The organism is Bacillus sp. 1021 (genome assembly GCF_014534735.1).
In the GTDB taxonomy this organism is placed as follows: Bacteria; Bacillota; Bacilli; order Bacillales; family Bacillaceae; genus Bacillus; species Bacillus siamensis.
The window spans coordinates 1,208,305-1,233,659 of sequence record NZ_JACVSR010000001.1 but is presented as its reverse complement, the minus strand read 5'-3'; the positions used below and the strand labels follow the sequence as shown (position 1 = coordinate 1,233,659).

29 protein-coding genes, 1 other RNA gene and 1 pseudogene are annotated in these 25,355 nt (G+C 45.5%); 25 read left to right on the top strand and 6 right to left on the bottom strand.

Features of this window, described 5'->3' with window-relative positions; translation table 11 throughout:
* Positions 1-35: 35 nt before the first annotated feature.
* The 11 genes from panB (at position 36) to ICW23_RS05880 (ending at position 10,429) form a co-directional block, all read left to right on the top strand.
* Positions 36-869: a 3-methyl-2-oxobutanoate hydroxymethyltransferase gene (gene panB / locus ICW23_RS05930; protein ID WP_016939076.1), complete on the top strand. Its 834-nt coding sequence runs from the start codon at positions 36-38 to the stop codon at positions 867-869.
* A 3-nt stretch (positions 870-872) separates the two neighbouring features.
* Positions 873-1,733: a pantoate--beta-alanine ligase gene (gene panC / locus ICW23_RS05925; RefSeq protein WP_016939075.1), complete on the top strand. Its 861-nt coding sequence runs from the start codon at positions 873-875 to the stop codon at positions 1,731-1,733.
* 1 nt (position 1,734) lies between these two features.
* Entirely contained in the window at positions 1,735-2,118 is a 384-nt protein-coding gene (gene panD, locus ICW23_RS05920) for an aspartate 1-decarboxylase (RefSeq protein ID WP_016939074.1), read from the top strand.
* Between the two features lie 121 nt (positions 2,119-2,239).
* Positions 2,240-5,026, top strand: coding sequence for an ATP-dependent DNA helicase DinG (gene dinG / locus ICW23_RS05915; RefSeq protein WP_188154171.1), 2,787 nt, complete (start codon positions 2,240-2,242; stop codon positions 5,024-5,026).
* A 147-nt stretch (positions 5,027-5,173) separates the two neighbouring features.
* Complete coding sequence (locus ICW23_RS05910; protein ID WP_003153512.1) at positions 5,174-5,344, top strand: YpmA family protein; 171 nt, start codon at positions 5,174-5,176, stop codon at positions 5,342-5,344.
* A 9-nt stretch (positions 5,345-5,353) separates the two neighbouring features.
* Positions 5,354-5,839 (top strand): cell wall elongation/penicillin-binding protein regulator TseB, encoded by a 486-nt coding sequence (tseB, locus tag ICW23_RS05905; RefSeq protein ID WP_016939072.1) that lies wholly within the window; start codon positions 5,354-5,356, stop codon positions 5,837-5,839.
* 22 nt (positions 5,840-5,861) lie between these two features.
* Positions 5,862-7,043, top strand: a complete 1,182-nt coding sequence (locus ICW23_RS05900) for a pyridoxal phosphate-dependent aminotransferase (RefSeq protein WP_016939071.1) — start codon at positions 5,862-5,864, stop codon at positions 7,041-7,043.
* Between the two features lie 134 nt (positions 7,044-7,177).
* Positions 7,178-8,470 (top strand): asparagine--tRNA ligase, encoded by a 1,293-nt coding sequence (asnS, locus tag ICW23_RS05895; protein ID WP_016939070.1) that lies wholly within the window; start codon positions 7,178-7,180, stop codon positions 8,468-8,470.
* A 94-nt stretch (positions 8,471-8,564) separates the two neighbouring features.
* Positions 8,565-9,263 (top strand): DNA replication protein DnaD, encoded by a 699-nt coding sequence (gene dnaD / locus ICW23_RS05890; RefSeq protein WP_016939069.1) that lies wholly within the window; start codon positions 8,565-8,567, stop codon positions 9,261-9,263.
* Positions 9,264-9,281: 18 nt separating this feature from the next.
* Positions 9,282-9,941 (top strand): endonuclease III, encoded by a 660-nt coding sequence (gene nth, locus ICW23_RS05885; RefSeq protein WP_016939068.1) that lies wholly within the window; start codon positions 9,282-9,284, stop codon positions 9,939-9,941.
* Positions 9,938-10,429 (top strand): YpoC family protein, encoded by a 492-nt coding sequence (locus tag ICW23_RS05880; protein ID WP_188154170.1) that lies wholly within the window; start codon positions 9,938-9,940, stop codon positions 10,427-10,429. Before nth ends, ICW23_RS05880 begins: the two co-directional genes overlap by 4 nt.
* A gap of 72 nt (positions 10,430-10,501) precedes the next feature.
* On the opposite strand, the gene ICW23_RS05875 is transcribed toward ICW23_RS05880, so the two are convergent.
* Entirely contained in the window at positions 10,502-13,282 is a 2,781-nt protein-coding gene (locus tag ICW23_RS05875; RefSeq protein ID WP_188154169.1) for a PBP1A family penicillin-binding protein, read from the bottom strand.
* 38 nt (positions 13,283-13,320) lie between these two features.
* On the bottom strand, positions 13,321-13,929 hold the full coding sequence (recU, locus tag ICW23_RS05870) for a Holliday junction resolvase RecU (protein WP_029575375.1): 609 nt from the start codon (positions 13,927-13,929) through the stop codon (positions 13,321-13,323).
* 41 nt (positions 13,930-13,970) lie between these two features.
* Between recU and ICW23_RS05865 the strand changes: the two genes are divergently transcribed.
* A complete protein-coding gene (locus tag ICW23_RS05865) occupies positions 13,971-14,933 on the top strand; it encodes a DUF2515 domain-containing protein (protein ID WP_032864901.1) in 963 nt (320 codons plus the stop codon).
* A gap of 38 nt (positions 14,934-14,971) precedes the next feature.
* Here the strand turns inward: ICW23_RS05865 and sspM are convergent, their stop codons facing one another.
* Positions 14,972-15,076, bottom strand: a complete 105-nt coding sequence (gene sspM, locus ICW23_RS05860; protein ID WP_016939063.1) for an acid-soluble spore protein SspM — start codon at positions 15,074-15,076, stop codon at positions 14,972-14,974.
* A gap of 204 nt (positions 15,077-15,280) precedes the next feature.
* On the opposite strand from sspM, the gene ICW23_RS05855 reads away from it, so the two are divergent.
* Positions 15,281-15,526 carry a DUF5446 family protein gene (locus ICW23_RS05855; protein WP_016939062.1) on the top strand — a complete coding sequence of 82 codons (246 nt, stop codon included), beginning with the start codon at positions 15,281-15,283 and terminating at the stop codon, positions 15,524-15,526.
* 45 nt (positions 15,527-15,571) lie between these two features.
* On the top strand, positions 15,572-15,940 hold the full coding sequence (locus ICW23_RS05850) for a YppE family protein (protein WP_045927218.1): 369 nt from the start codon (positions 15,572-15,574) through the stop codon (positions 15,938-15,940).
* Positions 15,941-15,977: 37 nt separating this feature from the next.
* Here the strand turns inward: ICW23_RS05850 and ICW23_RS05845 are convergent, their stop codons facing one another.
* Positions 15,978-16,160 (bottom strand): YppF family protein, encoded by a 183-nt coding sequence (locus ICW23_RS05845; protein ID WP_003153532.1) that lies wholly within the window; start codon positions 16,158-16,160, stop codon positions 15,978-15,980.
* Positions 16,161-16,347: 187 nt separating this feature from the next.
* Between ICW23_RS05845 and ICW23_RS05840 the strand changes: the two genes are divergently transcribed.
* Entirely contained in the window at positions 16,348-16,788 is a 441-nt protein-coding gene (locus ICW23_RS05840) for a YppG family protein (protein ID WP_223152205.1), read from the top strand.
* 29 nt (positions 16,789-16,817) lie between these two features.
* Here ICW23_RS05840 and ICW23_RS05835 read toward each other — a convergent pair whose 3' ends face one another.
* Positions 16,818-17,231 (bottom strand): Hsp20/alpha crystallin family protein, encoded by a 414-nt coding sequence (locus tag ICW23_RS05835; protein ID WP_045927220.1) that lies wholly within the window; start codon positions 17,229-17,231, stop codon positions 16,818-16,820.
* A gap of 137 nt (positions 17,232-17,368) precedes the next feature.
* Between ICW23_RS05835 and ICW23_RS05830 the strand changes: the two genes are divergently transcribed.
* The 9 genes and pseudogenes from ICW23_RS05830 to ICW23_RS05790 all read left to right on the top strand — a co-directional run bounded on the left by ICW23_RS05830 (position 17,369) and on the right by ICW23_RS05790 (position 24,749).
* A complete protein-coding gene (locus ICW23_RS05830; protein ID WP_016939058.1) occupies positions 17,369-17,875 on the top strand; it encodes a PTS sugar transporter subunit IIA in 507 nt (168 codons plus the stop codon).
* Between the two features lie 97 nt (positions 17,876-17,972).
* Positions 17,973-20,219, top strand: coding sequence for a DEAD/DEAH box helicase (locus ICW23_RS05825; RefSeq protein WP_188154168.1), 2,247 nt, complete (start codon positions 17,973-17,975; stop codon positions 20,217-20,219).
* A 19-nt stretch (positions 20,220-20,238) separates the two neighbouring features.
* Complete coding sequence (locus ICW23_RS05820; protein WP_188154167.1) at positions 20,239-21,477, top strand: ribonuclease H-like domain-containing protein; 1,239 nt, start codon at positions 20,239-20,241, stop codon at positions 21,475-21,477.
* A gap of 121 nt (positions 21,478-21,598) precedes the next feature.
* Positions 21,599-21,706, top strand: a pseudogene (locus ICW23_RS05815) (hypothetical protein); the annotation flags it as partial.
* An 83-nt stretch (positions 21,707-21,789) separates the two neighbouring features.
* Positions 21,790-22,032: a spore coat protein CotD gene (gene cotD, locus ICW23_RS05810; RefSeq protein ID WP_076982573.1), complete on the top strand. Its 243-nt coding sequence runs from the start codon at positions 21,790-21,792 to the stop codon at positions 22,030-22,032.
* Between the two features lie 88 nt (positions 22,033-22,120).
* Complete coding sequence (locus tag ICW23_RS05805) at positions 22,121-22,669, top strand: SLOG family protein (protein ID WP_029575374.1); 549 nt, start codon at positions 22,121-22,123, stop codon at positions 22,667-22,669.
* Between the two features lie 79 nt (positions 22,670-22,748).
* The gene (gene gpsB / locus ICW23_RS05800; protein WP_003153541.1) at positions 22,749-23,048 is read left to right on the top strand and encodes a cell division regulator GpsB; all 300 of its coding nucleotides are present in this window, start codon (positions 22,749-22,751) and stop codon (positions 23,046-23,048) included.
* 55 nt (positions 23,049-23,103) lie between these two features.
* An RNA gene (gene rnpB / locus ICW23_RS05795) (RNase P RNA component class B) lies at positions 23,104-23,485 on the top strand.
* A gap of 97 nt (positions 23,486-23,582) precedes the next feature.
* Positions 23,583-24,749, top strand: coding sequence for a THUMP domain-containing class I SAM-dependent RNA methyltransferase (locus tag ICW23_RS05790; protein ID WP_188154209.1), 1,167 nt, complete (start codon positions 23,583-23,585; stop codon positions 24,747-24,749).
* A gap of 39 nt (positions 24,750-24,788) precedes the next feature.
* On the opposite strand, the gene ICW23_RS05785 is transcribed toward ICW23_RS05790, so the two are convergent.
* Complete coding sequence (locus tag ICW23_RS05785; protein ID WP_003153548.1) at positions 24,789-24,941, bottom strand: YpzG family protein; 153 nt, start codon at positions 24,939-24,941, stop codon at positions 24,789-24,791.
* Between the two features lie 164 nt (positions 24,942-25,105).
* Here ICW23_RS05785 and ICW23_RS05780 point away from each other — a divergent pair, with 164 nt between their 5' ends.
* A complete protein-coding gene (locus ICW23_RS05780) occupies positions 25,106-25,297 on the top strand; it encodes a hypothetical protein (RefSeq protein WP_016939051.1) in 192 nt (63 codons plus the stop codon).
* Positions 25,298-25,355 lie beyond the last annotated feature (58 nt).

Below are 25,355 nucleotides of genomic sequence, written 5' to 3'. Positions count from 1 at the left end.
ATCATCTCCTCACCGTTTAGAGGAGGAGAATCAGAATGAAAACAAAACTGGATTTCATGAAAATGAAGGAAAACGGAGAGCCGATCGTGATGCTGACCGCTTACGATTATCCGCAGGCAAAACTGGCGGAACAGGCTGGAGTCGACATGATTTTAGTCGGGGATTCGCTCGGAATGGTCGTGCTCGGACTCGATTCAACCGTCGGCGTAACGGTCAGTGACATGATTCACCATACAAAAGCGGTAAAACGCGGGGCGAAAAATACGTTTATCGTAACCGACATGCCGTTTATGTCTTACCACCTTTCAAAAGAAGATACATTGAAAAATGCCGCGGCCATTATTCAGGAAAGCGGAGCGGACGCGTTAAAGCTTGAGGGCGGAGACGGCGTTTTCGAATCCATCCGCGCGCTGACACTCGGCGGAATCCCTGTCGTCAGCCATTTAGGCCTTACACCGCAGTCTGTCGGAGTGTTAGGCGGATATAAAGTGCAGGGAAAAGATGAGCAAAGCGCGAAAAAGCTCATCGAAGACAGCGTGAAATGCGAACAGGCGGGAGCGATGATGCTCGTGCTTGAATGTGTGCCTGCTGAACTGACCGCAAAAATAATAGAAGAAGTATCCATTCCCGTCATCGGAATCGGAGCCGGCTCAAAAGCTGACGGCCAAGTTCTTGTTTATCATGACGTCGTCGGCCACGGCGTGGACAGAACACCGAAGTTCGTGAAGCAATATGCCAAAATCGACGGCGCGATTGAATCTGCGCTCAGCGGTTATGTGCGTGATGTGAAAGAACGGGTTTTCCCGGAAGAAAAGCATTCTTTTCAGATCAACCAAACTGTGCTGCAAGGCTTGTACGGAGGAAAGTAAACGATGAAACAACTGACAGAAACTCAACAGCTGAAAGAACTGATTGCGCAATACCGCTCAGAAGGCCGGACGATCGGGTTCGTCCCGACAATGGGTTTTCTTCATGAAGGACATCTGACGCTGGTTGAAAAAGCAACCAAAGAAAACGATATTGTCGTGATGAGCATCTTTGTCAATCCGACTCAATTCGGACCGGGCGAGGATTACGAAGCATATCCGCGTGATTTAAACCGCGATGCCCGGCTAGCAGAACAGGCGGGGGCAGATGTATTGTTTACGCCGTCTGCAAGTGACATGTATAAAGGCGAGCAAAATGTTGCCGTGCATGTAAAAAGAAGAACTGACGTGTTATGCGGCGCCTCCCGCATCGGTCATTTTGACGGAGTGGCCACTGTGCTGACGAAGTTTTTCAATCTCGTTAAACCGACCCGCGCCTATTTCGGCCTGAAAGATGCCCAGCAGGCAGCAGTTGTGGACGGATTGATTGAGGATTTCTTTATGGATATCGAATTGGTTGCGGTGGATACGGTCAGAGAAGAAGACGGACTTGCCAAAAGCTCTCGCAACGTCTATCTGACTGAGCAGGAACGAAAAGAAGCGCCGATGATCTATAAAGCATTGCAAAAAGGTGCCGAACTGGTCAGAGACGGTGAAAGAAATCCGGAAACCGTCATAAAAACCGTCACCGATATCATCGAAAACACAAGCGGCGTCATTGATTATGCCGAATTGTACGCTTATCCGGAGCTGACTCCGCTTAAAACATTAAACGGCAAGGTCATTCTGGCCTGCGCCGTTCAATTTTCTAAAGCAAGACTGATTGATAATATCATTATTGATATTGATGAATGGGAGAGATCATAATATGTACCGCACTATGATGGCCGGAAAACTGCACCGCGCTACCGTGACGGAAGCCAATTTGAACTATGTCGGCAGCATTACGATTGATGAAGATCTTTTGGATGCCGTCGGAATGCTCGTTAATGAAAAAGTTCAAATCGTCAATAATAACAACGGAGCGAGACTTGAAACGTATATTATTCCCGGTAAGCGGGGGAGCGGCGTGATCTGTTTAAACGGAGCTGCTGCCCGCCTCGTCCAACCAGGAGATAAAGTCATTATTATTTCTTATCAAATGATGTCTGATCAGGAAGCAAAAAGCCATCAGCCGAAGGTGGCGGTTTTGGACGATCAGAATAAAATCGAGCAGATGCTGGACCAGGAGCCGGCGCACACGATTTTGTAAAAGAGCCCCCTTCATGGGGGTTTTCTTTTAAGATTCAGGGGCAAAAGCTGTTTTTCCGCTCCATTTCTCAGCAAAACGTGTTACACTTTTCTCGTATGCAAGAATTGAGGTGTCCATTTTAATGAACAAGCAACGGTTCGTTGTCATAGATGTCGAAACAACAGGAAATTCGCCGAAAAAGGGCGATAAAATCATTCAAATCGCAGCGGTTGTCATTGAAAATGGACAAATAACTGAGCGGTTTTCAAAATATATCAATCCGAATCAGGCCATTCCGCCATTTATTGAACAGCTGACCGGAATTTCATCCGGTATGGTTGAAAATGAACTGCCGTTTGAAGCGGTCGCAGAAGAGATTTTTCATCTGCTTGACGGCGCGTATTTTGTTGCCCACAATATTCATTTCGACCTCGGATTTGTCCGGCATGAACTGAGCGAAGCGGGCTATGAGCTGCCGGATTGTGAAGTGCTTGATACGGTTGAGCTTTCGCGTATTGTTTTTCCGGGGCTTGAAGGGTATAAGCTCGGTGAATTGTGCACGGAGCTGAATATTGTGCATGACCGGCCTCACCGCGCAGACAGTGATGCGGAGGTTACGGGGCTGATCTTTTTAGACATTTTACATAAACTGAAACATTTGCCTTTGCCGACGTTAAAGCAGCTTAGAAGGCTTTCACAGCATTTTATCAGCGATTTGACGCTGCTTTTGGATTCTTTTATACATGAAAGCAGACCGGCGGCAGAAGAAAGCTGCATTCCATACGGGTCTTTTTCAATTAAAGAGCCCGAACAAATTCGGGCTTCCCGTCCGGTGAGTGCTGCCATTGATCTTGAAAAATGGAACGATGAAAAAGAACAGCTCTTATCTGACATCATCCCCCGCTATGAAAAGCGGAAAGGGCAGCTTGCGATGATGGATGAAGTGCTTGGGGCCTTCTGCAACCGGGAGCATGCGCTGATAGAAGCGGCGCCCGGCATCGGAAAAACAATCGGTTATCTCGTTCCGGCTGTCTTATTTGCTAAAGCGGAACAAACTCCCGTCATTATCAGCACGTACTCTACTCTTTTGCAGCAGCAGATCATGTCTAAAGATATTCCGCTTTTGGAGCGTATGTTTCCATGGCCGGTTAAGGCCGCTGTTTTAAAAGGGAAATCGCATTATCTGTGCTTGCGCAAGTTTGAACATATTCTGCATGAGGAAGATGACAACTATGATGCGGTTCTGACGAAAGCACAGCTTCTCGTCTGGCTGACAGAGACTGAAACGGGCGACGCCGCCGAGCTGAATCTTCCTTCGGGCGGCAGATTGCTGTGGGAGCGCATGTCTTACGATGAGGATTCTTTTTTGAAAAAAGGGAAGAACTCCGCCGCCGAATTTTATGAACGGGCAAAAGCAAAAGCGCAGGCCGCAGATCTGATTATCACCAACCATGCTTTGCTGTTTGCAGATCAAAGCAGTGAAACAAAAAAACTGCCCGCAAGCGGAACGGTCATCATTGATGAAGCGCATCATTTCGAACGAGCCGCCAGCGAGCATCTAGGGCGGAGAGCTTCGTACATCGGGCTGCACACAAAGCTCAGCCGAATCGGAATATTAAAAGAACACGGGCTGTTAAAGCGGATGAGAAAACTGTTTTATACGTATGAATTGCCGGCCGAAAGTTTTTTTGACGCCGATGAGTGGATGAAGAATATTCAATCTGAAAGTGACGCATTTTTCAGTTCGGTGCATTCTTTTGTCAAACGAAGAAAACCTAAAGACGATCTGAACCGTCTCGTCTATAGTCTGAATCATAAAAGCCAGGATAAAGGCCTTTACATGATAACGGACGGAGCGGAGCGGCTTTGCGCGATGCTGGATCAGCTGCTCGATGTGTTTTCAGTACAGGAGAAATTGTTGCATCAAAAGCTTGATGAGATGAAGAGCGGAGCGGCTTTTTTAGCGGCCGAGTATGTAAAATGCATCAGAGGGCTGAAAGAATATCGAGATACGTTCAGCAGACTGCTGTTTGAAAATGATGAGAAAGAAGCCGTTTGGATTGAAATTGATGCCAAAGGCGCAAAAAACGCCGTCAGCATCTATGCACAGCCGCTGGAGCCCGGTGAAATGCTGGCAGACCAGTTTTTCGCCCGTAAAAAAAGCGTAGTGCTCACATCAGCGACCTTAATGGTGGAGCAGTCTTTTCAATTTATGATTGAAAGGCTCGGACTGTCGGATTTTTATCCGCGCACCAAAAGCATCCCGTCTCCTTTTTCTTATGATGATCAGATGAACGTCATCATTCCGAAAGAGATGAAATCCCTCAAATATGACGGAGAGCGGGAAGTCATTGAGCATATTGCCAAGTATGCTGAAATCATGTCAAAGGGAAAACAGCCGAAGATCCTTATCCTGTTTACGTCTCATGATATGCTGAAAAAAGTGTATCAGGAATTGAAACTCAGTATGGAGATCTCAGGCATTCAGCTTCTCGGCCAGGGCATCTCGGGCGGAAGTCCCGGTAAATTAATGAAAACCTTTAAAACGGCAAGCCGGGCGATTTTGCTCGGGACGAATCATTTCTGGGAAGGCGTTGATTTTCCGGGGGATGAATTGTCAACCGTCATGATTGCAAGGCTTCCTTTCCGGGCGCCTGATAATCCGCTTCATGCCGCAAAATGTGAATTCGCCAAGAAGCAGGGGAAAAACCCGTTTCAGACGATTTCTCTGCCTGAGGCCGTGTTAACGTTCAGACAGGGAATCGGGCGCCTGCTCCGTACGGCGGGAGACAAAGGAACGATCGTTCTTTTAGATCAGCGTGTAAAGACGGCGGGATACGGACGGCTGTTTCTTGATGCGCTCCCGACTTCATCCCTTTTGGAACTGACGGATGCCGAACTCGGGGATTACGTCAGCCAAACGGAATAAAAGCCGCATAAACGCGGCTTTCGTGGTGTGGGATGAGGAATTGTTTATATGGTAAAAGCGGGTTCATGCCGCCTTGTGATTTTATTATGCCGCGCATGCATCCCGTTATGACTAACAAAATTTGTTCGACCGATGGAGGGTATAAAAATGGAAAGCAAAATTGAGATTCTTTCTACAATTAATGTGGAGCATTCAGATGATTTATATAAAATCGTCGATACATTAAACCGGACTTTGAAAAGAGATAATCTGATGTTCGGACTGGCGCTTGACGAAGAAAATCAAAATGAAGCGGTCTTCACCATTTATCGCACATAGGTGAAAAAGATGAGAAAAAAAGCGTTAATATTTACAGCCGTATTTGGTATTATTTTTTTAGCGGTTCTTTTATTTTCGGCCAGCATTTTTAAATCTGCAATGGCTCAAAAAGAGGAAGGCCACGACACAGCAGCCGCAGCCGCTAAAGAAAAAACGGATCTGACAGATGCTGAGAAAGTGGAAACCTTTGTCGGTAAACAGAAGTATTACGTTGTGTCCGGAACGGATAAACACGGAAAAGACATGTATGTATGGGTCCCGGCCGACAAAAAAGCAAAAATTCTCTCGAAAAAAGCCAGTGACGGCATTTCAAGCAGCAAGGCTGCCAAAATCGTTCAAGACGCAGGGCTTGTTTCAAAGCTGAATGACGTTCACCCGGCGAGAGAAAACGATGTTCCATTATGGGAAGTGACCTACATCAACAAAAACGGGCAGTATAGTTTTAGCTATGTGGACTTTACAAGCGGCAAGATTCTCAAAAACATCACACCGTGAGACGTATTAGGGGGAGTTCAAGTTGAAATTGGCAAAAAGAGTATCCGCATTAACACCGTCTGCAACACTTGCAATTACCGCAAAAGCGAAAGAGCTGAAAGCAGAAGGCCATGATGTCATCGGCCTCGGAGCAGGAGAACCTGATTTTAATACGCCTCAGCACATTATAGATGCCGCGGTGCGTTCCATGAATGAAGGCCATACAAAATATACGCCTTCAGGCGGTCTGCCAGCCTTGAAAGACAGCATCGCTGAAAAATTCAAAAACGACCAGGGGATTGAATATAAACCGTCAGAAATCATTGTCTGCACCGGAGCGAAGCACGCCCTATATACATTATTTCAGGTCATTCTCGATGAAGGAGACGAAGTGATTATACCGACTCCTTACTGGGTAAGCTATCCTGAGCAGGTGAAATTGGCAGGAGGACGTCCCGTCTATGTGGAAGGACTGGAGTCCAATCAGTTTAAAATTTCACCGGAGCAGCTGAAGCAGGCACTCACTGAGAAAACAAAAGCAATCATTATCAACTCACCGAGCAATCCGACAGGTGTCATGTATACGAAAGAAGAGCTTAGTGAACTCGGAAAAGTGTGTCTGGAGCATGACATTCTGATCGTTTCTGACGAAATTTATGAGAAGCTTACATACGGAGGAAAAAAACACGTCTCAATCGCACAGCTTTCCGTTGAATTGAAAGAACAGACGGTCATCATCAACGGCGTGTCGAAATCCCACAGCATGACGGGCTGGAGAATCGGTTATGCAGCGGGATCTGAGACGATTATTAAAGCGATGACGAGCCTTGCGAGCCACAGCACGTCAAATCCGACGTCTATCGCTCAATACGGCGCCATTGCGGCATATAACGGACCTGCTGAACCGCTGGAAGAGATGAGACAGGCATTTGAGCACAGACTGAATACCATCTATGCTCAGCTCAGCGAAATTCCCGGATATACCTGTGTCAAGCCTGAAGGGGCATTTTACTTGTTCCCTAACGCCAAAGCGGCAGCAGAAAACTGCGGATTCAAAGATGTTGATGAATACGTGAAGGCGCTTCTGGAAGAAGAAAAAGTCGCCATCGTACCGGGCTCCGGCTTCGGCTCACCGGACAACGTCCGTTTATCTTACGCAACGTCACTTGATCTTTTAGAAGAAGCGGTCGAAAGAATCCGCCGCTTCACGGAAAAACATAGCTGATTCTGAAAAAGCGGCTTTTGAAGCCGCTTTTCATCTGCATTGACCCCGTAAGAGTAGAACGGGTATAATAAAGTGATGAAAAAAGAGATTCAGGCAGATTCCTGAATGTCTTTCTTGTTCTGGAGGGAAAGATTTTGAAAACAACAATCAACCAAGTGTATAAACACACAGGCGAGGAAGTAACGATTGGAGCTTGGGTCGCAAATAAACGCTCAAGCGGTAAAATCGCATTTTTACAGCTGAGAGACGGTACAGGCTTCATTCAGGGAGTTGTCGTCAAAGCTGAAGTTGAAGAAAACATCTTCCAAATCGCGAAATCAGTGACGCAGGAAACGTCACTTTACGTAAAAGGGATTGTAAAAGAAGACGAGCGTTCACCGCTTGGCTATGAGCTTGCAGTCACATCCATTGAAGTCATTCACGAAGCGACAGATTATCCGATTACACCTAAAGAGCACGGCACGGAATTTTTAATGGACCACAGACATTTGTGGCTCCGTTCGAAACGCCAGCACGCGATTATGAAAATCCGCAACGAAATCATCCGTGCGACTTATGAATTTTTCAACAAAGAAGGTTTCGTGAAAGTTGATCCGCCGATTTTGACAGGAAGCGCTCCTGAAGGCACGACTGAGCTGTTCGCGACAAAATATTTTGATGAAGACGCCTTCTTGTCTCAAAGCGGCCAGCTGTATATGGAAGCTGCTGCAATGGCGCTGGGAAAAGTATTCTCATTCGGACCGACATTCAGAGCGGAAAAATCAAAAACGAAACGCCATCTCATCGAATTCTGGATGATTGAGCCTGAAATGGCATTTGTTGAATTTGAAGAAAACCTTGAAGTTCAGGAGAATTATGTTTCTTACATCGTACAAAGCGTGCTGGAACATTGTAAGATCGAGCTGAACACACTGGGAAGAGACACGTCCAAATTAGAACAAATCAAAGCGCCTTTCCCGCGCATTACGTACGATAAAGCGATCGAGTTCCTGAAAGAAAAAGGATTCGACGATATTGAATGGGGAGATGACTTTGGTGCGCCGCATGAAACAGCGATTGCAGAAAGCTATGACAAACCGGTGTTTATCACTCATTATCCGACTTCATTAAAACCGTTTTATATGCAGCCTGCCAAAGATCGTGACGATGTCGTGCTATGTGCCGATTTAATCGCTCCGGAAGGCTACGGGGAAATCATCGGCGGATCTGAACGCGTTCACGATATGGATTTATTGGAAGAAAGATTAAAAGAACACGGTCTGGATTCAGATGCTTACAAATGGTATGCTGAACTCAGACAATACGGTTCTGTTCCGCACTCAGGCTTCGGCCTCGGACTTGAGCGGACAGTGGCTTGGATCAGCGGAGCGCCTCACGTGCGTGAAACGATTCCGTTCCCGAGACTTCTGAACCGTCTGTATCCGTAATAGTTTTAAAAAACGAAGTCTCCTGCAAGGGAGACTTTTTCTAAGTAAAGGGGAAAGCTCCCGGAGATAACCTTTTACAGTAAGAGGTGTAGAGATGAAAAAACAGCAATTTATAGATATGCAGGAACTCGGCATTTCAAGCATTCCCAACCTGCTGCTGACACATTACCGGCAGCTCGGGCTGAATGAAACCGAATTGATTCTGCTTTTAAAGATTAAAATGCATTTGGAAAAGGGTTCTTATTTTCCGACGCCGTTTGAACTGCAGTCAGGGATGTCCATTTCTGCTGAAGAATGTACAAGCTGCCTGAGAATGTTCATTCAAAAAGGTTTTCTGTTTATTGAAGAATGTGAAGACCATAACGGCATAAAGTTCGAAAAATATTCTCTGCAGCCTTTATGGGCGAAGCTGTATGATTACATGCAGCACTCACAAAATGAAACGCAGGAAAGAACGTCAGAAAGAGAACAAAAAAGCCTGTACACCATCTTTGAAGAAGAGTTTGGAAGACCGCTGTCTCCGCTTGAATGTGAGACGCTGGCCATATGGCAGGACCAGGATCAGCATGATGCAATTCTGATTAAACATGCGCTAAAAGAAGCTGTCTTATCAGGAAAGCTCAGTTTTCGCTATATTGACCGGATTTTATTTGAATGGAAAAAGAACGGCTTCAAAACGGTTGAGCAGGCGAAGGCGCACAGCCAAAAATTCCGGCGTGTTCAGACGAAACAAAATGAACCGCAAAAAGAGTATACGAGACAGGTGCCTTTTTACAATTGGCTGGAACAGTAACTTGAGAAGGGGAGAAACGTGTTAAATTTAAAGCAGATTGAATATTGTCTTGATAAAATCGGTGATATGTTTCCGCACGCAGAATGTGAACTTGTCCATTCAAATCCTTTCGAACTGGTTGTGGCAGTCGCTTTATCTGCGCAATGTACGGATGCTCTCGTTAACAGAGTGACAAAAACGCTATTTCAAAAATATAAACGGCCTGAAGATTATCTTGCCGTCCCGCTGGAAGAACTTCAGCAGGATATTAAATCAATCGGACTGTACCGAAATAAAGCCAAAAATATTCAAAAACTGAGCAAAATGATCATCGAAGAGTACGGCGGAGAAGTGCCGAAAGACCGAGATGAGCTAGTGAAGCTGCCGGGTGTCGGACGGAAAACGGCAAATGTGGTCGTATCCGTTGCTTTCGGCGTACCGGCAATCGCTGTGGACACTCATGTGGAACGGGTCTCGAAAAGGCTAGGCATCTGCCGCTGGAAGGACTCTGTATTGGAAGTAGAGAAAACATTAATGAAAAAAGTGCCCAAAGAGGATTGGTCTGTCACACATCACAGATTAATATTTTTCGGGCGGTATCATTGTAAAGCGCAATCTCCCCGCTGTGCGGAATGTCCTTTGCTTTCGTTATGCAGGGAAGGGCAAAAGCGTGACAAAAAAGGGCTGGTGAAACGGTGACGGCGATTAATATTCTGTCAGGCTATGAAACATACTTGCGCAGTCTTACGGATCTGGATAGCTTAGAGGTCAAAGCGGCTTTGCGCCGGCATCCGCTGTATATGGATTTCAGCAGTCAGCCAAAAGTGCAGCCATGGAGGGAAAGGAGCGAATATGTTCCGTTTCTTTTTCAGATTTGGAACGAAACGAAAGAAGCGCTGCTTCCCGTTTTTCAAACAAGAAAATCCAGGTGTGATCAAAATGATATGCTGAAGGGGATTGCCTGTCTGATTGCCGCGTTTCATTGGACGGCAGGGGAGCGGGTCGCATCACTCGATTGGTCTGTGCTTGAAACCAAGCATTTTCCCGCGGAGCCGATTAATTGGGCGGAGAGAGTGGCGTTTATTTTAACAAAACCGACTCAATTTCACTCATTTATTCAGCTGGACGAATTGATGACGGAGATGACAAAACAATATCATAAATATGAAGCTATGAACAAATCATAAAAACCTCCTTATAAGGAGGTTTTTTTGTATGAAAAAAATCCTTCACCTGTTTGAGGTGAAGGATTTCGTCCGCTAATGAGCGGGATTTGACTGGATGGTTGACGAATTGGACTGCCCGTTGACATTTGAAGATGAGTCTTGGTTTTTGTCCTTCTGACCGCTGTCAGGTTTTTTCGAACCGTCTGAACCGGTATCGGAACCATTATCAGAGCCGTTATCTTGCTGTCCATTGTTATCCGTCCCGTTACCAGGCTGATTCGGATTGTTATTATCCGTTTGATCCTGATCGGATTGGTCCGGATTTTTATTCGGGTCATCGGTTGGTGATTGATCCGATCCGTCTGACGTATCTGTTTGATTATCGTCTGTTTTCGAATCATCGGTTTGGGTCTTGTCTTTATCCTTATCATCAGGTTTCTGTTCATCGTCAGTCGCTTTATCTTTATCTGCATTGTCTTCTTCATCTTTCGGAACTTTGAAAGATGCTGATGCCGTATCGCTTTTTCCGTCATCATTTTCCGCTGTCACCTGGAAGCTGTATGTGGACCCAGGGGTGACATTTGAAACGACGGCTTCTTTTGCCGAACTGTTTTGAATGTCACTGTAGCTTCCTCCGTCAACGGATTGTTTGACATTGAATGTTGCATCGCCGTCATAATCCCAGCTTAAAGTTAATGATTTTTTATCTTTGTCGTATTTCACTTGCAAGCCAGTCGGTTTATCGGCTTTTTCTTTTGCGTACGTTTTAGAAACGGCAGTAGGTTCCGTTCCTTTCACGAAGTACTCCGTCACTTTTTTATCATCCGGCGTATTCGGTCCGGCTAAAGCGGCAGGATTCGAGCCTTTCTCAACTGTTTCTTTTACGACGCTGTCAGGCTGCTTGAAGCTTCCTTTACCGTCATCAACGTATGAGATCAGCTTTTGGAAAATCCGTTTTGCGACTTGCTGGTCTGCAGAAGACAGTGATTTCTTGCCTGCTTTGTTGCCAGACTCAACACCGGTCCAAACCGCCGCTGTATATTGAGGGGTGTAGCCTACAAACCATGAGTCTGGGACTCCGCCTGGAGCAATGTTATATTTTTGAATATCATCTTTAGTAAAGTTTGTCGTACCCGTTTTACCGGCGACTTCCACGTTCGGCACCTGAGCCAGTTTACCCGTTCCTGACTGCACCACTGTTTTAAGCATATCGGTGATCATGAATGCCGTGTAATCGCTCATAGCACTCTTCGGCTTAGGTGTTAAATCAAGCTTAGTGCCATCATTGAATTCAATCGATGTGACTGCGTGCGGTTCATTGTACGTTCCGTTATTTCCGAACGCACTGTAGGCGCCTGCCATGGTCATAGTAGATACACCGCGGTTTTCATCCCCAAAACCGCCGATAGAATAGGGCTCATATACTTGATCTTTGTTTAAACCTAATCCCAGGTCGTTTGCAAAGTCCACGGCATTATCCTTTCCAACTGCTTGGAACGCTTTTAAAGCAGGGATATTACGTGAGTCTGCGAGGGCCTCTCGCATTGATATCTGGCCTCTGTATCTATTGTCATAATCATGGATCGGTGTGCCGTTAGAGTACGTATATGCAGAATCGTCAATCTGCTCATACGTCGACCATTTTTTATTTTCAATGACCGGTCCGTAATCAAGAATCGGTTTTATCGTTGAACCTGGCTGGGTTTTACCTTGTGTTGCATAATTGAATCCCCCGGTAGTTCTATTTCGTCCTGCTCCGATGGCGCGGATTTCTCCGTTTGTCGTATCAAGGAGCGTGACGCCGCCCTGCATGCCTTCGGTAAAGCCGGCTGTGTCACCGTTCATCAATTGATCAAGATAATCTTGTGCTTTTGTATCAAGGGTCGTGTAAATTTTTAATCCGTCAGTTGAAATATCGACGTCTTTCTTTTCTTTTGTCTCAATTTCTTTCATGACTTCTTCGACAAAAGCGCTGTATTTATTTGTGTCCTTTTTATCGTATTCCTTTTGGCTGACGACGCCTTCATCTTTCATGGACACTTTCTTCGCTTTTTGGTATTCAGAATTTGAAATGAATCCTTGTTTTTCCATCAAGCTGAGAACGATGTTCCGGCGTTTTTCGGAAGCCTTCGGATTTTTAACCGGGTTATATCCGGTCGGGCTTTGCGGCATTCCGGCAAGCGTTGCCGCCTGTTCAACCGTAAGCTTGCTCAAATCTTTTACGCCGAAGAATTCTTCAGCCGCTTTACCGACGCCGTAGGCGCGCGGTGAGAAATAAATTCTGTTTAAATACATTTCTAAGATTTCATCTTTAGAATAATGGCGCTCCAGCTGCAGTGAAAGCCACACTTCCTGTGCTTTCCGTTTAATCGTTTTTTGATGGGTCAAAAGCGAGTTTTTCACAACCTGCTGGGTGATCGTGCTTCCTCCCTCTGAACCGAAACCATCCGTAAAGTTGGCGACCAAGGCGCCGCCGATCCGGATCGGGTCTATTCCGTGGTGCTTATAAAAACGGGCGTCCTCTGTTGCGATAAATGCTTCTTTCACAACATCGGGTATATCTTTAATCGGGACGTAGGTTCGTTTTTCGCCGCCCACTTCCGCGATTTCTTTGCCGTTTTTATCGTAAATTGTTGAAGAGTAAGGCGTTTTCAGCTTGGCTTCGTCCAAAGACGGCGCACCGGAAACTAAAACGGCAAATGCCGCGGCTCCGCCGACTATGCCAAGGACAAACAGAATAACCAAAGACAGCACAATCTTTTTGAATAAACCGCCTTTACGCTGTTTCTTTCCTTTTTTCGGTGAAGAAGACTTGGGGCTTTTCGTCTGCCTAGCCTTGCGGCGTTCTTCACGGCTCTTAAATTGATCTGACATAACATCTCAACCTTTCGTTAATCAACCTTTCGCTCAGTCTACTGTCCCTGCGAAAAATAAAGCTGTTCAATAATACTAATATAATCAATTCTCGGTGAGTATCCAAGGGAAATCGGAAAGGAAGCATCTTCTAATTCGTCTTTGCGAATCGATTTTCTGCCGTTGTTCTCCTTTCTCTCCCAAAAGACAAACAGCTTGTCGGCCTCGAGGAAATAAACCTTTTCGAAAGCGGATATAATAACAAAACAAATGCCGTCTTGCCTGACCACCTGCTTCATGTGCTCAATTTGATGGTCATGAAAATTCTGCAGGGGAAATGCCGTTTTGTTTTTTGTTTCTTTTGCTTCGAAATCAATGTAGCGCCCTTTATAAATCCCATTGTAATCGGTTGTCGAAGACTGCTTAAAATAAGCTTCCTTAATGACTGCGGCGCTTCTTTTCGGATAATGGACGTTTACAATCTGGACGGGAGTCGGCTTTTTGTGAATAACCGCAATTTGGTTAGCCAGATAATACTTATTCGTTTCATTCAGGTCGTCTTCGAGGGTCATGCCGCGATTACTGTATGAATGGGACCGTTTCTGGCTGTTTTGGGATGAAACCGTTTTGTTCGGCTGAAAAGTTTTTCCATTCGGATACCGAATCACTTTTTCCATCCTCCTTATCAAACTCATAGTGACGGAAGTGAATGAACGTGCATAAACGACAGACCGTAACCGCCATTCTTCATCAGATCGAAAAAGAGACGAAAATAAAAAATGCCGATAACATTTCTAGGACAAATGCCTATAAAGCATATTATGACCGCCATCCTGAAATCAAATGGCCGCTTTTGGCATCTTTTGTGTCCCGCAATGCGGGCTGGTCGATGACTGATTTAAGAGGCGTCCTTTATCAGGAGGGTCTTGACAGCAGGCAGAAGAACTGGTTTTTCCTTTCGTATGAGAGGGCGAATTGGCTGATTTTTTCTGATGCCTATCCTCAGCTTCTGATCTACCAGTGGTCAAAACAGATCGGCGAACCTCTTTTCTGTCATCTCCCTTATTTCCGCGTCTCGGCTTTCATGCAGGAAGAATGGCTCCGCTTTTGGCGTGACGGAGATACGGAACGGCTCATGTATGCTCTTATTATAAATGAACAAAACACTATCCAAGCACCTATTATACAAAATCCTTCGTTTAAAAAGAATGTTTTTGGTACGATTCCTTTTTATTTAAGTGATTGGTTTCACTTTAACACGGTGATATTCCCCTCATTTGACGGATGTTTATACGGAATTTCCGTCAAACGGTTTTCAAAAACAGAAGAAAGAATTACGCTCGGAAAACAGCTTGCCCGTCTTTTGTTCAGTCCTGATCTTCACGCTTCTTTTTACCGTTTTCTCGATACCGTTCCTCATACCGGCTCGCGCTTTGATATGGAGAAAATGATCGGCATCAAAAAAAGAACGTCACCGATGCTGAGGACAACTTATCCGATTGTTGCCCACTCATTAGACGGCAAAAAGGCGGATTGGTTTCAAAAAAGGTTAAGGAAAGGGGCTTTTTTACAGGAGAAAATGCCGAAACAGCTTGAACTGACGGACTGGTATTTACAGAAAAGGCGGGAGCTTCACGCGCTTTTCGCGGTTAAAGAGTGGCTTAAAAAATAAAAAGCCCGAAACCGTTCGCTGCGGTTTCGGGCGGTGTCTTACGTAGAAGGGCGGTTTGGGCCGCCTAATTTTTTATCAAGCGTATCAGTCGTTTTTGATTCGTTTTTTTGTTGTTTACCTGCATTTTTCGGTCTCGTTTTCATACGGCACCTCCTCAACTGTATCGTTTGCATTAACGTGCCGGTTCATACAAAGTTTGCGGCACTTTTTTGTCGAAAAGTCCGTCTTTTAGGTTAATCTCTGTTTGTTTGCCGAACTGCTTCTAGTTTTGTCAGGTGCGGAGGAGAGCGGTATGAAAACGAGAATTATATCAGGAGAGACGCAAGTGACAAAAGGGAGGAACATGAATGTCTGTTTACACGAGTAAGGCTGATATTCTCCGTCTGCTTTCTGATATCGAAGTCCGGATTTCTGCCGCTGAAAAGACGCTTACACAGGCAGTTAAGTCCTGTCAGGCGGAAGCTGAAGAAATCAGGCAGGACCGGCTTGCCCGCATTGAAGAAGAGGCCCGCGAGCTTCATGTTTGTATTGATGATCTGTTTTTGACTGACCGTCGTAAAAAGGATTTGCCGAGAGCCTGCCGGATCAGCTGATTTTATGTGAAAACTTTGGTACGATATGTACTGAGGTGAGTCCGTTTGCAGACACAGTCGTTATTGAAACTGACAGTACAAATGATAGAGGCGGCTCTTGAAGCCGACAGAAGATATCAGGAAGGAAAAGAAACCGGCCGTTCATATGATTTTTTTGATGTGATTAAACCCGATGTTGAAAAAAAAGACCGGCTTTGCGCGATTTGGACTGAAGCAGCGCTTGCGTTTATTCAGGAAAACCGTCCGAAATACGTTCATCACGCCCAAATTCAGGCCGTTTCAGAAAATTTCGGAGAGCTGATCCTCCAATCATATGTTCATCATATTCATAAAAAAAGATACAAGGATCTAACTGAATCTGTTTTATATACGCTTCGTATATTGAGAGATGAAATTGAAAAAGAAGGCAGCTGAAACAGCTGCCTTCTTTTATATAAAGGGGTCGGGTATGTTATTCATACGCCGGGTTTTCTGCTCCACTTGCTTCGAGAACCTTCATACTGTTACGAAATTCGGTTGCGGTGAGATGGCCTTGAATATAGAGGAACTTGGCAAAGTCCATCAGTTTATCTGCACAATCTGTTTCATATTTTTTCACTTCTGCAAAACGTTTTCTTAAGTATGATACGTTCATAATGGTGCATCCCCTCTCATGTATGTTGAGATTATGTTAACATAACGATTCGACTTTTTTCTGTTTTTAAAAAATTAAGACTTTCGACAGCATTTGACAAAGATGAGGCTTTCCGAAAGCACATAACCAAGGCGGGATTCATACATATATAGAAGAAACTAAGCGAGAGGCACAGGGGGAATGTCATATGCAATGGAGAGCGCAGCCGTATCAAAATATGTACCAGCAGCCGGCGGGATATTTCTATCCGCAGCCGAATCAGCAGCAGATGCAGCCATTACAGCCGCAGCCGTATCCGCAGCAAATACAGCAGCCGCCGTATCATCAGCAAGGGCAGTTTCCGCCTCAATTTTATCCGAATCAGGAATACGGTCATATGCAGCAGCCGTACACTCCCGCCCCGCCTCAGGCAGGCATGCCCGGGGGGCCGCCGGGATTTGTGAATCCTTACCCCGTTCCCAGACCGAATCAGCAGCAGCCTTCCCAATTCTCAGGGATACTCTCACAGTTTAAAAAGACAAATGGACAGTTTGACTTTAATAAAATGATAGATACAACGGGGCAGATGGTAAGCGCCGTAAACCAGGTCGGATCGCTGGTGAAAGGATTTACCAGTATCTTTAAATAAAAAGCATGAATGATGTCTATCATTCATGCTTATTTTTTAGGTAAAAAGATGGTAAGCGTGTGCTCATTCCAGGATGTTTCCATATCTTCTTCCCGCACCTCATAAGGGAGGACGACGGTTCTTGTCATACTTGAAGACACATGGGATGAATGGGCTTGCTTGTGATCGTGCCGGATTGTCACGTGGAGGTAGCACCCCTTCGTTTCCACCAGCATATCCCCGTCACGGAACGTCGGAGGGACGCTGATGTCAACCGCAAGGCCCGAGGGCTCTTCTCTGACGTCAATCGTTACTTGTGCTTCAGTAAAAGCAGAATTGACAAGATGCTGAAAACCCTGCATCAATTCTGAGAAGGGGCCTGAGTGAAAAAATTGATCCATCGCATGGCTGAGGATGTCTTCATTTCTTTCCAAATAACGTTTATCGTCTTCATTTTGTTCCATAGGATCACCGCCTTTTTACAACAGACTATGCACTGTTATCCCGTATGGTTAAGAATTGAAGGAAAAAAGAAAGTATGGTTAAATAGTGGAGAATAAACTGGTAACGGATTCACATTTAGGAAGGGGAGCACAACACATTGCTGAAAAAATTATTCGGATTGGGAGACAGCCGGAAAAAGCCGGCCGAGGAAGTGATTTTTTCTCCGGCTGACGGAGCGGTGATGGATTTGGCTTCAGTGCCGGATCCCGTATTTTCACAAAAAATGATGGGGGACGGGATCGCCATCGAACCTGCAAACGGAGATATTGTTTCACCGGCTGAGGGAGAAGTGATTCAGCTGTTTCATACAAAACACGCAGTCGGCATCCGCACCCTTTCCGGAGCGGAACTTTTGATACATGTCGGTTTGGATACCGTCAACATGAACGGAGAAGGCTTTGAAGCACACGTAAAAGAAGGGGACAAAATCAAGACAGGCGACCTGCTTTTAACCTGCGATCTGGATTTAATAAAAGAAAAAGCAAGCAGCACCGTCATCCCTATGGTCATTATGAACGGCGATGCCGCGGAGCCTTTGCAATTTGCAGGCGCAAATGAAGCGAAAAAAGGACAAACAGAGCTTTTTACAATAAAAATGAAGTAGGCAGGGGCTGATTCCCTGCTTTTTTCTTGTAAAGTATTTTCATCTAGCCAGGCAAACAAATATTCGGTAAACTGTACCTCATAAAGAGGTGTGAACGATGAAGAAAAAATCACTGAGCGAACTGATTCAGGAATTAAAAGATCACGAAAATATTGTGCATTGGCATGAAGAGGAACCGCGGGAGGCCAAAACCATGCCAATGCCCGATCAAGTGGACCCGAAGATCCGGGCGGCTCTCGAAAAGAGGGGAATCGAAAGGCTCTTTACCCATCAATACTCCGCTTTCCAGACGATTCAAAACGGAGAAAGCATCGTGGCCGTCACACCGACGGCCTCCGGAAAAACTTTGTGCTATAATCTTCCGGTTCTCCAGTCTATTGCGGAAGATTCCACAAGCCGCGCGCTTTATTTATTTCCGACAAAGGCGCTTGCGCAAGATCAAAAAAGCGAACTGAACGAAATCATAGATGAGATGGGCATGGACATCAAAAGTTTTACTTACGACGGCGATACCTCTCCGGCCATCAGGCAGAAGGTCAGAAAGGCCGGACACATTGTGATTACAAATCCCGATATGCTTCATTCAGCCATTCTTCCCCATCATACAAAATGGGTGAGTCTGTTTGAAAACCTGAAATATATCGTCATTGATGAATTACATACGTACCGCGGCGTATTCGGCAGCCATGTGGCAAACGTCATCCGCCGCTTAATGAGAATCTGCGCCTTTTACGGAAGCACGCCGTCATTTATCTGCACATCCGCAACAATCGCCAATCCGAGGGAATTGGCGGAGCAGCTGACGGGAAATCCTGTCAGGCTGATTGACGACAACGGCGCTCCGAGCGGAAGAAAGCACTTTGCTTTCTACAATCCGCCGATTGTGAATAAACCGCTGCATATTCGGAAAAGCGCCACCGTGGAAGTGAACGAGCTAGCCAAAACATTTCTGAAAAATAAGATCCAGACGATTGTTTTTGCAAGAAGCCGCGTCAGGGTTGAAATTATTTTAAGCCACATTCAGGAAATCGTAAAAAAAGAAATCGGCGCGAAGTCTGTCAGAGGCTATCGCGGCGGATATCTTCCGAAGGAAAGAAGAGAAATAGAGCGGGGATTAAGAGACGGCAGTATTCTCGGTGTTGTCAGCACAAATGCGCTGGAGCTCGGCGTTGATATCGGCCAGCTTCAGGTCTGCGTGATGACGGGATACCCGGGCAGTGTTGCGAGCGCGTGGCAGCAGGCGGGCCGGGCCGGACGGCGGCAGGGGGAGGCGCTGATTGTGATGGTCGCGAACTCTGATCCGATTGACCAATATATTGTGCGCCACCCTGATTATTTCTTTAAACGCTCGCCTGAATCTGCACGGATTAATCCTGATAACCTCATTATACTGGTCGATCATCTGAAATGCGCGGCGTATGAGCTGCCTTTCAGAGCAGATGAAACATTCGGAGAAAATGAGGCAAAAGACATTCTCGAGTATTTAGAAGAAGAAGGGGTGCTTCATGAAAATCGTGAACGATATCACTGGGCGAGCGATTCATTTCCCGCTTCAAACATCAGTCTTCGTTCGGCCTCGCAGGAAAACGTGGTCATCGTGGACCAATCAGAGACGGCCGATGTGAAAATTATCGGAGAAATGGACCGCTTCAGCGCGATGACGCTTCTTCACGATGAAGCGATTTATCTTCATGAAGGGGTGCAGTATCAGGTTGAAAAGCTTGATTGGGAGCACAAAAAAGCATACGTGCGAAAAGTCGATGTCGAATATTATACGGATGCCAATTTAGCGGTGCAGCTGAAAGTGCTGGAAATCGACAGAACGGACAGCAGAAGGGAAACGGCCATCCATTTCGGGGACGTGACCGTGAATGCCCTTCCGACGATATTTAAAAAAATAAAAATGACGACATTTGAAAATATAGGATCAGGACCGATTCATCTTCCTGAAGAAGAGCTGCATACAAGTGCAGCCTGGCTTGAATTAAAAGAGACGGATTCTGAGATCGGCGAAAAAACGCTTGAGCAGCTGCTTTTAGGCATTGCTCACGTCCTGCAGCATATCGTGCCTGTATACGTCATGTGCGACCGAAATGACGTGCATGTCGTGCCGCAGATCAAAGCGGCTCATACGGGACTGCCGACAATCTTTTTGTATGATCATTATCCGGGCGGAATCGGACTTGCTGATGAAGTATATAAACGATTTGATGAAATCAATGAAGGGGCTATGCGTCTGATCAGACAATGTCCATGTCAAGACGGATGTCCTTCCTGCATCGGCTCCGAAATAGAGGGAATAGATGCAAAGAAAGCGATTCTCCGGCTCTTGAATTACGTGTAAAAGAAAAGGGGGACGAAAGATGTCCTTGAAAAATAAATTAAAGCGGATGAAAAACCACCTGAATATTCCGGAAGCTGAAATAAAGCCTGCTGCTTCTTCGCTTTCGGACCCGGATATTGAAGTCCCGTTTAAAGAAGAATGGGAGGCATTCGGAGTTAAACCTTTCTTCTTTGAAGATGAATACTGTCTTATCCGCGAAACCGTTTATCCGCTTTCGCACCGCCACGGACGGTACAGCTTCAGTGAACTTGATGACGTCATGGCGTTATGGAATAAAGGCGGTTTGACGCATACTTTATCAGCCGAAGGATACGAAAAGAGCCAGCTGTTTTTCTTTGATACTGAAACGACCGGACTCGGCGGCGGGGCCGGCAATATGATTTTTTTGCTCGGTCATGCGAGGGTATATGAAGACCGTGTCACAGTCAAACAGCATCTGCTTCCCAAGCCGGGGAACGAGGCGGCTCTTTACCAAAGCTTTTTAAGTGAGGTTGACATTACGTCCCTTGTTACGTATAACGGCAAAGCCTTTGATTGGCCTCAGGTCAAAACAAGACACACATTGCTGCGGGACAGACTTCCGAAACTTCCTGAATTCGGCCACTTTGATCTTCTGCACGGGGCGAGACGGCTTTGGAAACATAAACTGGAGCGTGTATCGCTTTCGGCGGTTGAAAATGAAGAGCTTGCCTTTAAAAGGGACGAAGACACGCCCGGGTATTTGGCGCCGATGCTGTATTTCCAATTTTTAAAGGCGGAGGATCCCGATCTTTTAAAGGGAGTGCTCCTGCATAATGAACAAGACGTGCTCTCCCTTATTGCTCTATACATCCATATGTCAAAAAAGATTTTTGCATCCGCTGATCAGACGTCGGAACATCAGGAAGCCTACGCCATGGCGAAGTGGTTTATCGCCCATAAAGAAACCGATCGGGCTGTTTCACAGCTGGAAGCGCTGCGAGGCAAAGCCTTTGAAGATTCGGATCGGGCCCTTTTTGATTTAGCGATGCTTTATAAAAAACAAAACCGCAGGCAAGACGCCGTGCCCCTTTGGGAGAAACTGACAGGCTCTGATCTTCACATATGCAGACATCAATCAGCGGTTGAGCTGGCGATCTATTTTGAGCATCATGCAAAAGATTTCAAAAAAGCTCTGCAGGCCGCGCAGCTGGCCGCAAAAGACGAGGAAATATCGGAAAAAGAAGCCGAGAAACTCCATGTGAGAATTGGCCGGCTGAAGAGGAAATATTCCTCTTGAAATATTGCCCGGGAAAGCGCAAAAGCCGAGCTGTTTCGCCAAAAATATTTTTTTCTGAATCAACATCGATTTTGTTGTAGAATGGTGCCGCATCCTGTAAAATAGCGTTAGTTATTTATAGGGGAGAGTTGGTATGTATAAAGGTGTTTTTTACTTGTTCTTTGTCGTGGTTTTTTTGATTGCGTTTGTATTTTCGAATTTTAAAGACAGTCTGCTGATGCACTTCTAAATTGGGTGATTGAATTAGAACATGCACCCGCTTATCTTCATAACCTAACAGTGTAATAAAAGTTAATGGAGAGGGGATTTAGCATGTTCCATCATCATCATCATTGCTGCAGACCAAACGTAATGCCGCCGATTGTTCATCCGACTAATTGCTGTGAACACCATTGTTTTACTAACACGGTTGTGCCGCATATTCATCCGCAACATACAACTAACGTAAATCACCACAACTTTGAGCACGTTCATTACTTTCCGCACACTTTTTCAAATGTTGACCCGACAACTCACCAGCATTTTCAGTGCGGAAGCCCTTGCTGCGATCATTAGTATTGAACGTTTAAGCATGGTCGGTAAGGATATCAGCAAATCAAAATGGGGCCCGATGGGAGCCCCATTTTTTAAAGCAGGTGATCAATTGAAAGTATTAGCCGTAACGGGGTACAAGCCGTTTGAACTCGGTATCTTTAAACATGATGACCGGGCGCTCGTTTATATAAAAAAGGCGATAGAAGCCAGACTCAGAAGCTTTCTTGACGAAGGCTTGGAATGGATTCTCATATCCGGACAGCTGGGGACGGAACTATGGGCGGCAGAAACGGCGTACGATCTCAGGGAAGAGTATCCGGAATTAAAGGTTGCTGTAATCACGCCGTTCTACGGCCAGGAAGAAAAGTGGAAGGAACCGAATAAAGAAATGTATGAATCTGTGCTTGCACAGGCAGATTATGAGGAGAGCCTGACGCATCGGCCATATGAAAGCCCGCTTCAATTCCGGCAGAAAAACGCGTTTTTTATTGAAAAGTCAGATGCGCTTTTGCTTTTATATGATCCTGAAATGGAAGGATCGCCGAAATATATGCTGCAGCAGGCGGAAAAACGCCGTGAAAAAGACGGTTATCCGATTTATTCGATTACGATGGACGATCTCCGGGCTGCCGTTGAAGAAGAAGATTTCTTTACATAACATGTCAGAGAACATTTGACAACGGGACGTGTTTCTGAATAAAATATAACATGATGATTCACGATACGAGGTGAAAAAGATGCTTGCTGATAAAGTAAAGCTTTCTGCGAAAGACATTTTGGAAAAAGAATTTAAAACAGGCGTTAGAGGTTACAGACAAGAAGACGTTGACAAATTTTTAGATATGATTATTAAGGATTATGAAACCTTCCATCAAGAAATTGAAGAACTTCAGCAGGAAAATCTGCAGCTGAAAAAACAGCTTGAAGAAGCAAGCAAAAAACAGCCGGTGCAGTCTAATACGACCAACTTTGACATTCTGAAAAGGCTGTCCAACCTTGAGAAACATGTATTCGGCAGCAAGCTTTACGACGAATAAGACAGATGCACTTGTCAAATGAGACAAGTTGCTTTATAATGAACAAGTGTTCTTAACGTTCGGGTAATCGCTGCAGATCTTTGAATCTGTAGAGGAAAGTCCATGCTCGCACGGTGCTGAGATGCCCGTAGTGTTCGTGCCTAGCGAAGAAATAAGCTAGGGCAGCCTTGATAGGCTGACGGCAGGAAAAAAGCCTAAGTCTCCGGATATGGCTGAGTATCCTTGAAAGTGCCACAGTGACGAAGTCTCATCAGAAATGTTGAGAGTGGAACGCGGTAAACCCCTCGAGCGAGAAACCCAAATTTTGGTAGGGGAACCTTCTTGAAGGAACTGAACAGATAGAAGGACAGAATGCTTTCTGTAGATAGATGATTGCCGCCTGAGTACGAGGTGATGAGCCGATTGCAGTACGATGGAACAAAACATGGCTTACAGAACGTTAAACATTTATTGATATGACAAATTAGAGCTCTCCTTTAAAGGGGAGCTTTTATCTTGAATGAAACGAAAGCTGAAAAGAGACAGGGTGATACGATGAAGAAGTACACACTAATCGCGACGGCGCCGATGGGAATTGAAGCGATTGTCGCCAAAGAAGTGCGTGATTTAGGCTATGAATGCAAAGTAGACAACGGAAAAGTCATTTTTGAAGGGGACGCGCTTGCGATCTGCCGCGCTAACTTATGGCTGCGGACGGCTGACCGCATCAAAGTACAGGTCGCCGAGTTTCAGGCAAAAACGTTTGATGAGCTGTTTGAAAAAACAAAAGCGATTGACTGGCGCGCATACATTCCGGAAAACGCAAAATTTCCTGTTATCGGAAAGTCCGTGAAATCAGTGCTTGCCAGTGTGCCTGACTGCCAGCGGATCGTCAAAAAGGCGATAGCGGAAAAGCTGAAACTGCAATCAGGAAACCAAAATGAATGGATTGAAGAAACGGGTCCCGAGTACAAGGTGGAGATTTCGCTTTTAAAAGATAAAGCCGTCATCACGCTGGATTCATCGGGAACAGGCCTTCATAAACGGGGATACAGGGTTGATCAGGGCGGAGCTCCGATAAAAGAAACGCTCGCTGCCGCTTTAGTTCTGTTAACGAACTGGACGCCTGACCGTCCGTTCGTCGATCCGTTTTGCGGTTCCGGCACGATAGCGATTGAAGCCGCTTTAATCGGGCAAAACATTGCTCCCGGATTTAACCGAGATTTTGTGTCGGAAGACTGGGAATGGATCGGAAAAGAACTGTGGGACAAAGCGCGTCTTGAAGCGGAAGAAAAGGCGAACTATGATCAGCCGCTGCAGATTTTTGCCAGTGATGTGGATCACCGGATGGTCAACATCGCCAAAGAAAACGCAGAAGAAGCGGGGCTTGGAGACCTGATTGAATGCAAGCAAATGCGGGTGCAGGATTTTACGACGAAACTCGAATTCGGCGTAATCGTCGGAAACCCTCCGTACGGCGAACGGCTCGGCGAAAAAAAGGAAGTCGAGCGGATGTATAAAGAAATGGGCCGGGCATTTGAATCTCTTGATACTTGGTCTATCTACATTTTAACGTCAAATGAACAATTTGAAGAGGTTTACGGAAGAAAAGCGACAAAAAAGCGCAAGCTCTTTAACGGTTTTATCAAAACGGATTATTATCAGTACTGGGCTAAAGTGAGGCCGCAGCGGAAAAAGCCGCAACAAAGAGAAGACGCCTGAAACAGCGTCTTCTCCGGCATCTTTACATTTATTCTGCCATTACCAGCGGTGCGCTTTTGCATTGCTCCGTAAAATAATGTTGGTCTGGGACATTTCGGTGTGGCCGTTCACCTGCGATTTAGAGCGTTTCGGCCGCGTCCAATTGTGATGAAACAATTCAGAATGCTGATCTAATCGATCTTTATAACTCATGTAACCATCACTCCCGGATAGAATAAATTTGTGAAGATGGATATTCGATCGAATATCTGTTGTAGTTTGTGCAGGTCATGTGCCAATCATTCAGGAAGCATGTATAGAAAGTGAAGCATCGGCATAGAATGATGATTATTTCTATTTGAGAGGTGATCTATTTTATGCTGAACAGCGAGCACTTCAGTAAGATACAAAAGGCGCTGGCCGCAACTTCTTCCCAGCTGCAGGAAGTTGGAGCGGAGTTCGATCCTTCCGCCATGACTCACGCACAGGAAGATCTTGAAAATGCAGTAAAACATACACATTCAACAGACCATCCGTTTTTATGTTCGCATATCTTTAATCGGAAATGAAAATCAAAAAACTTGGCGCGGCCAAGTTTTTTTGTTGTATTGAAAAGGGTTAAATGAT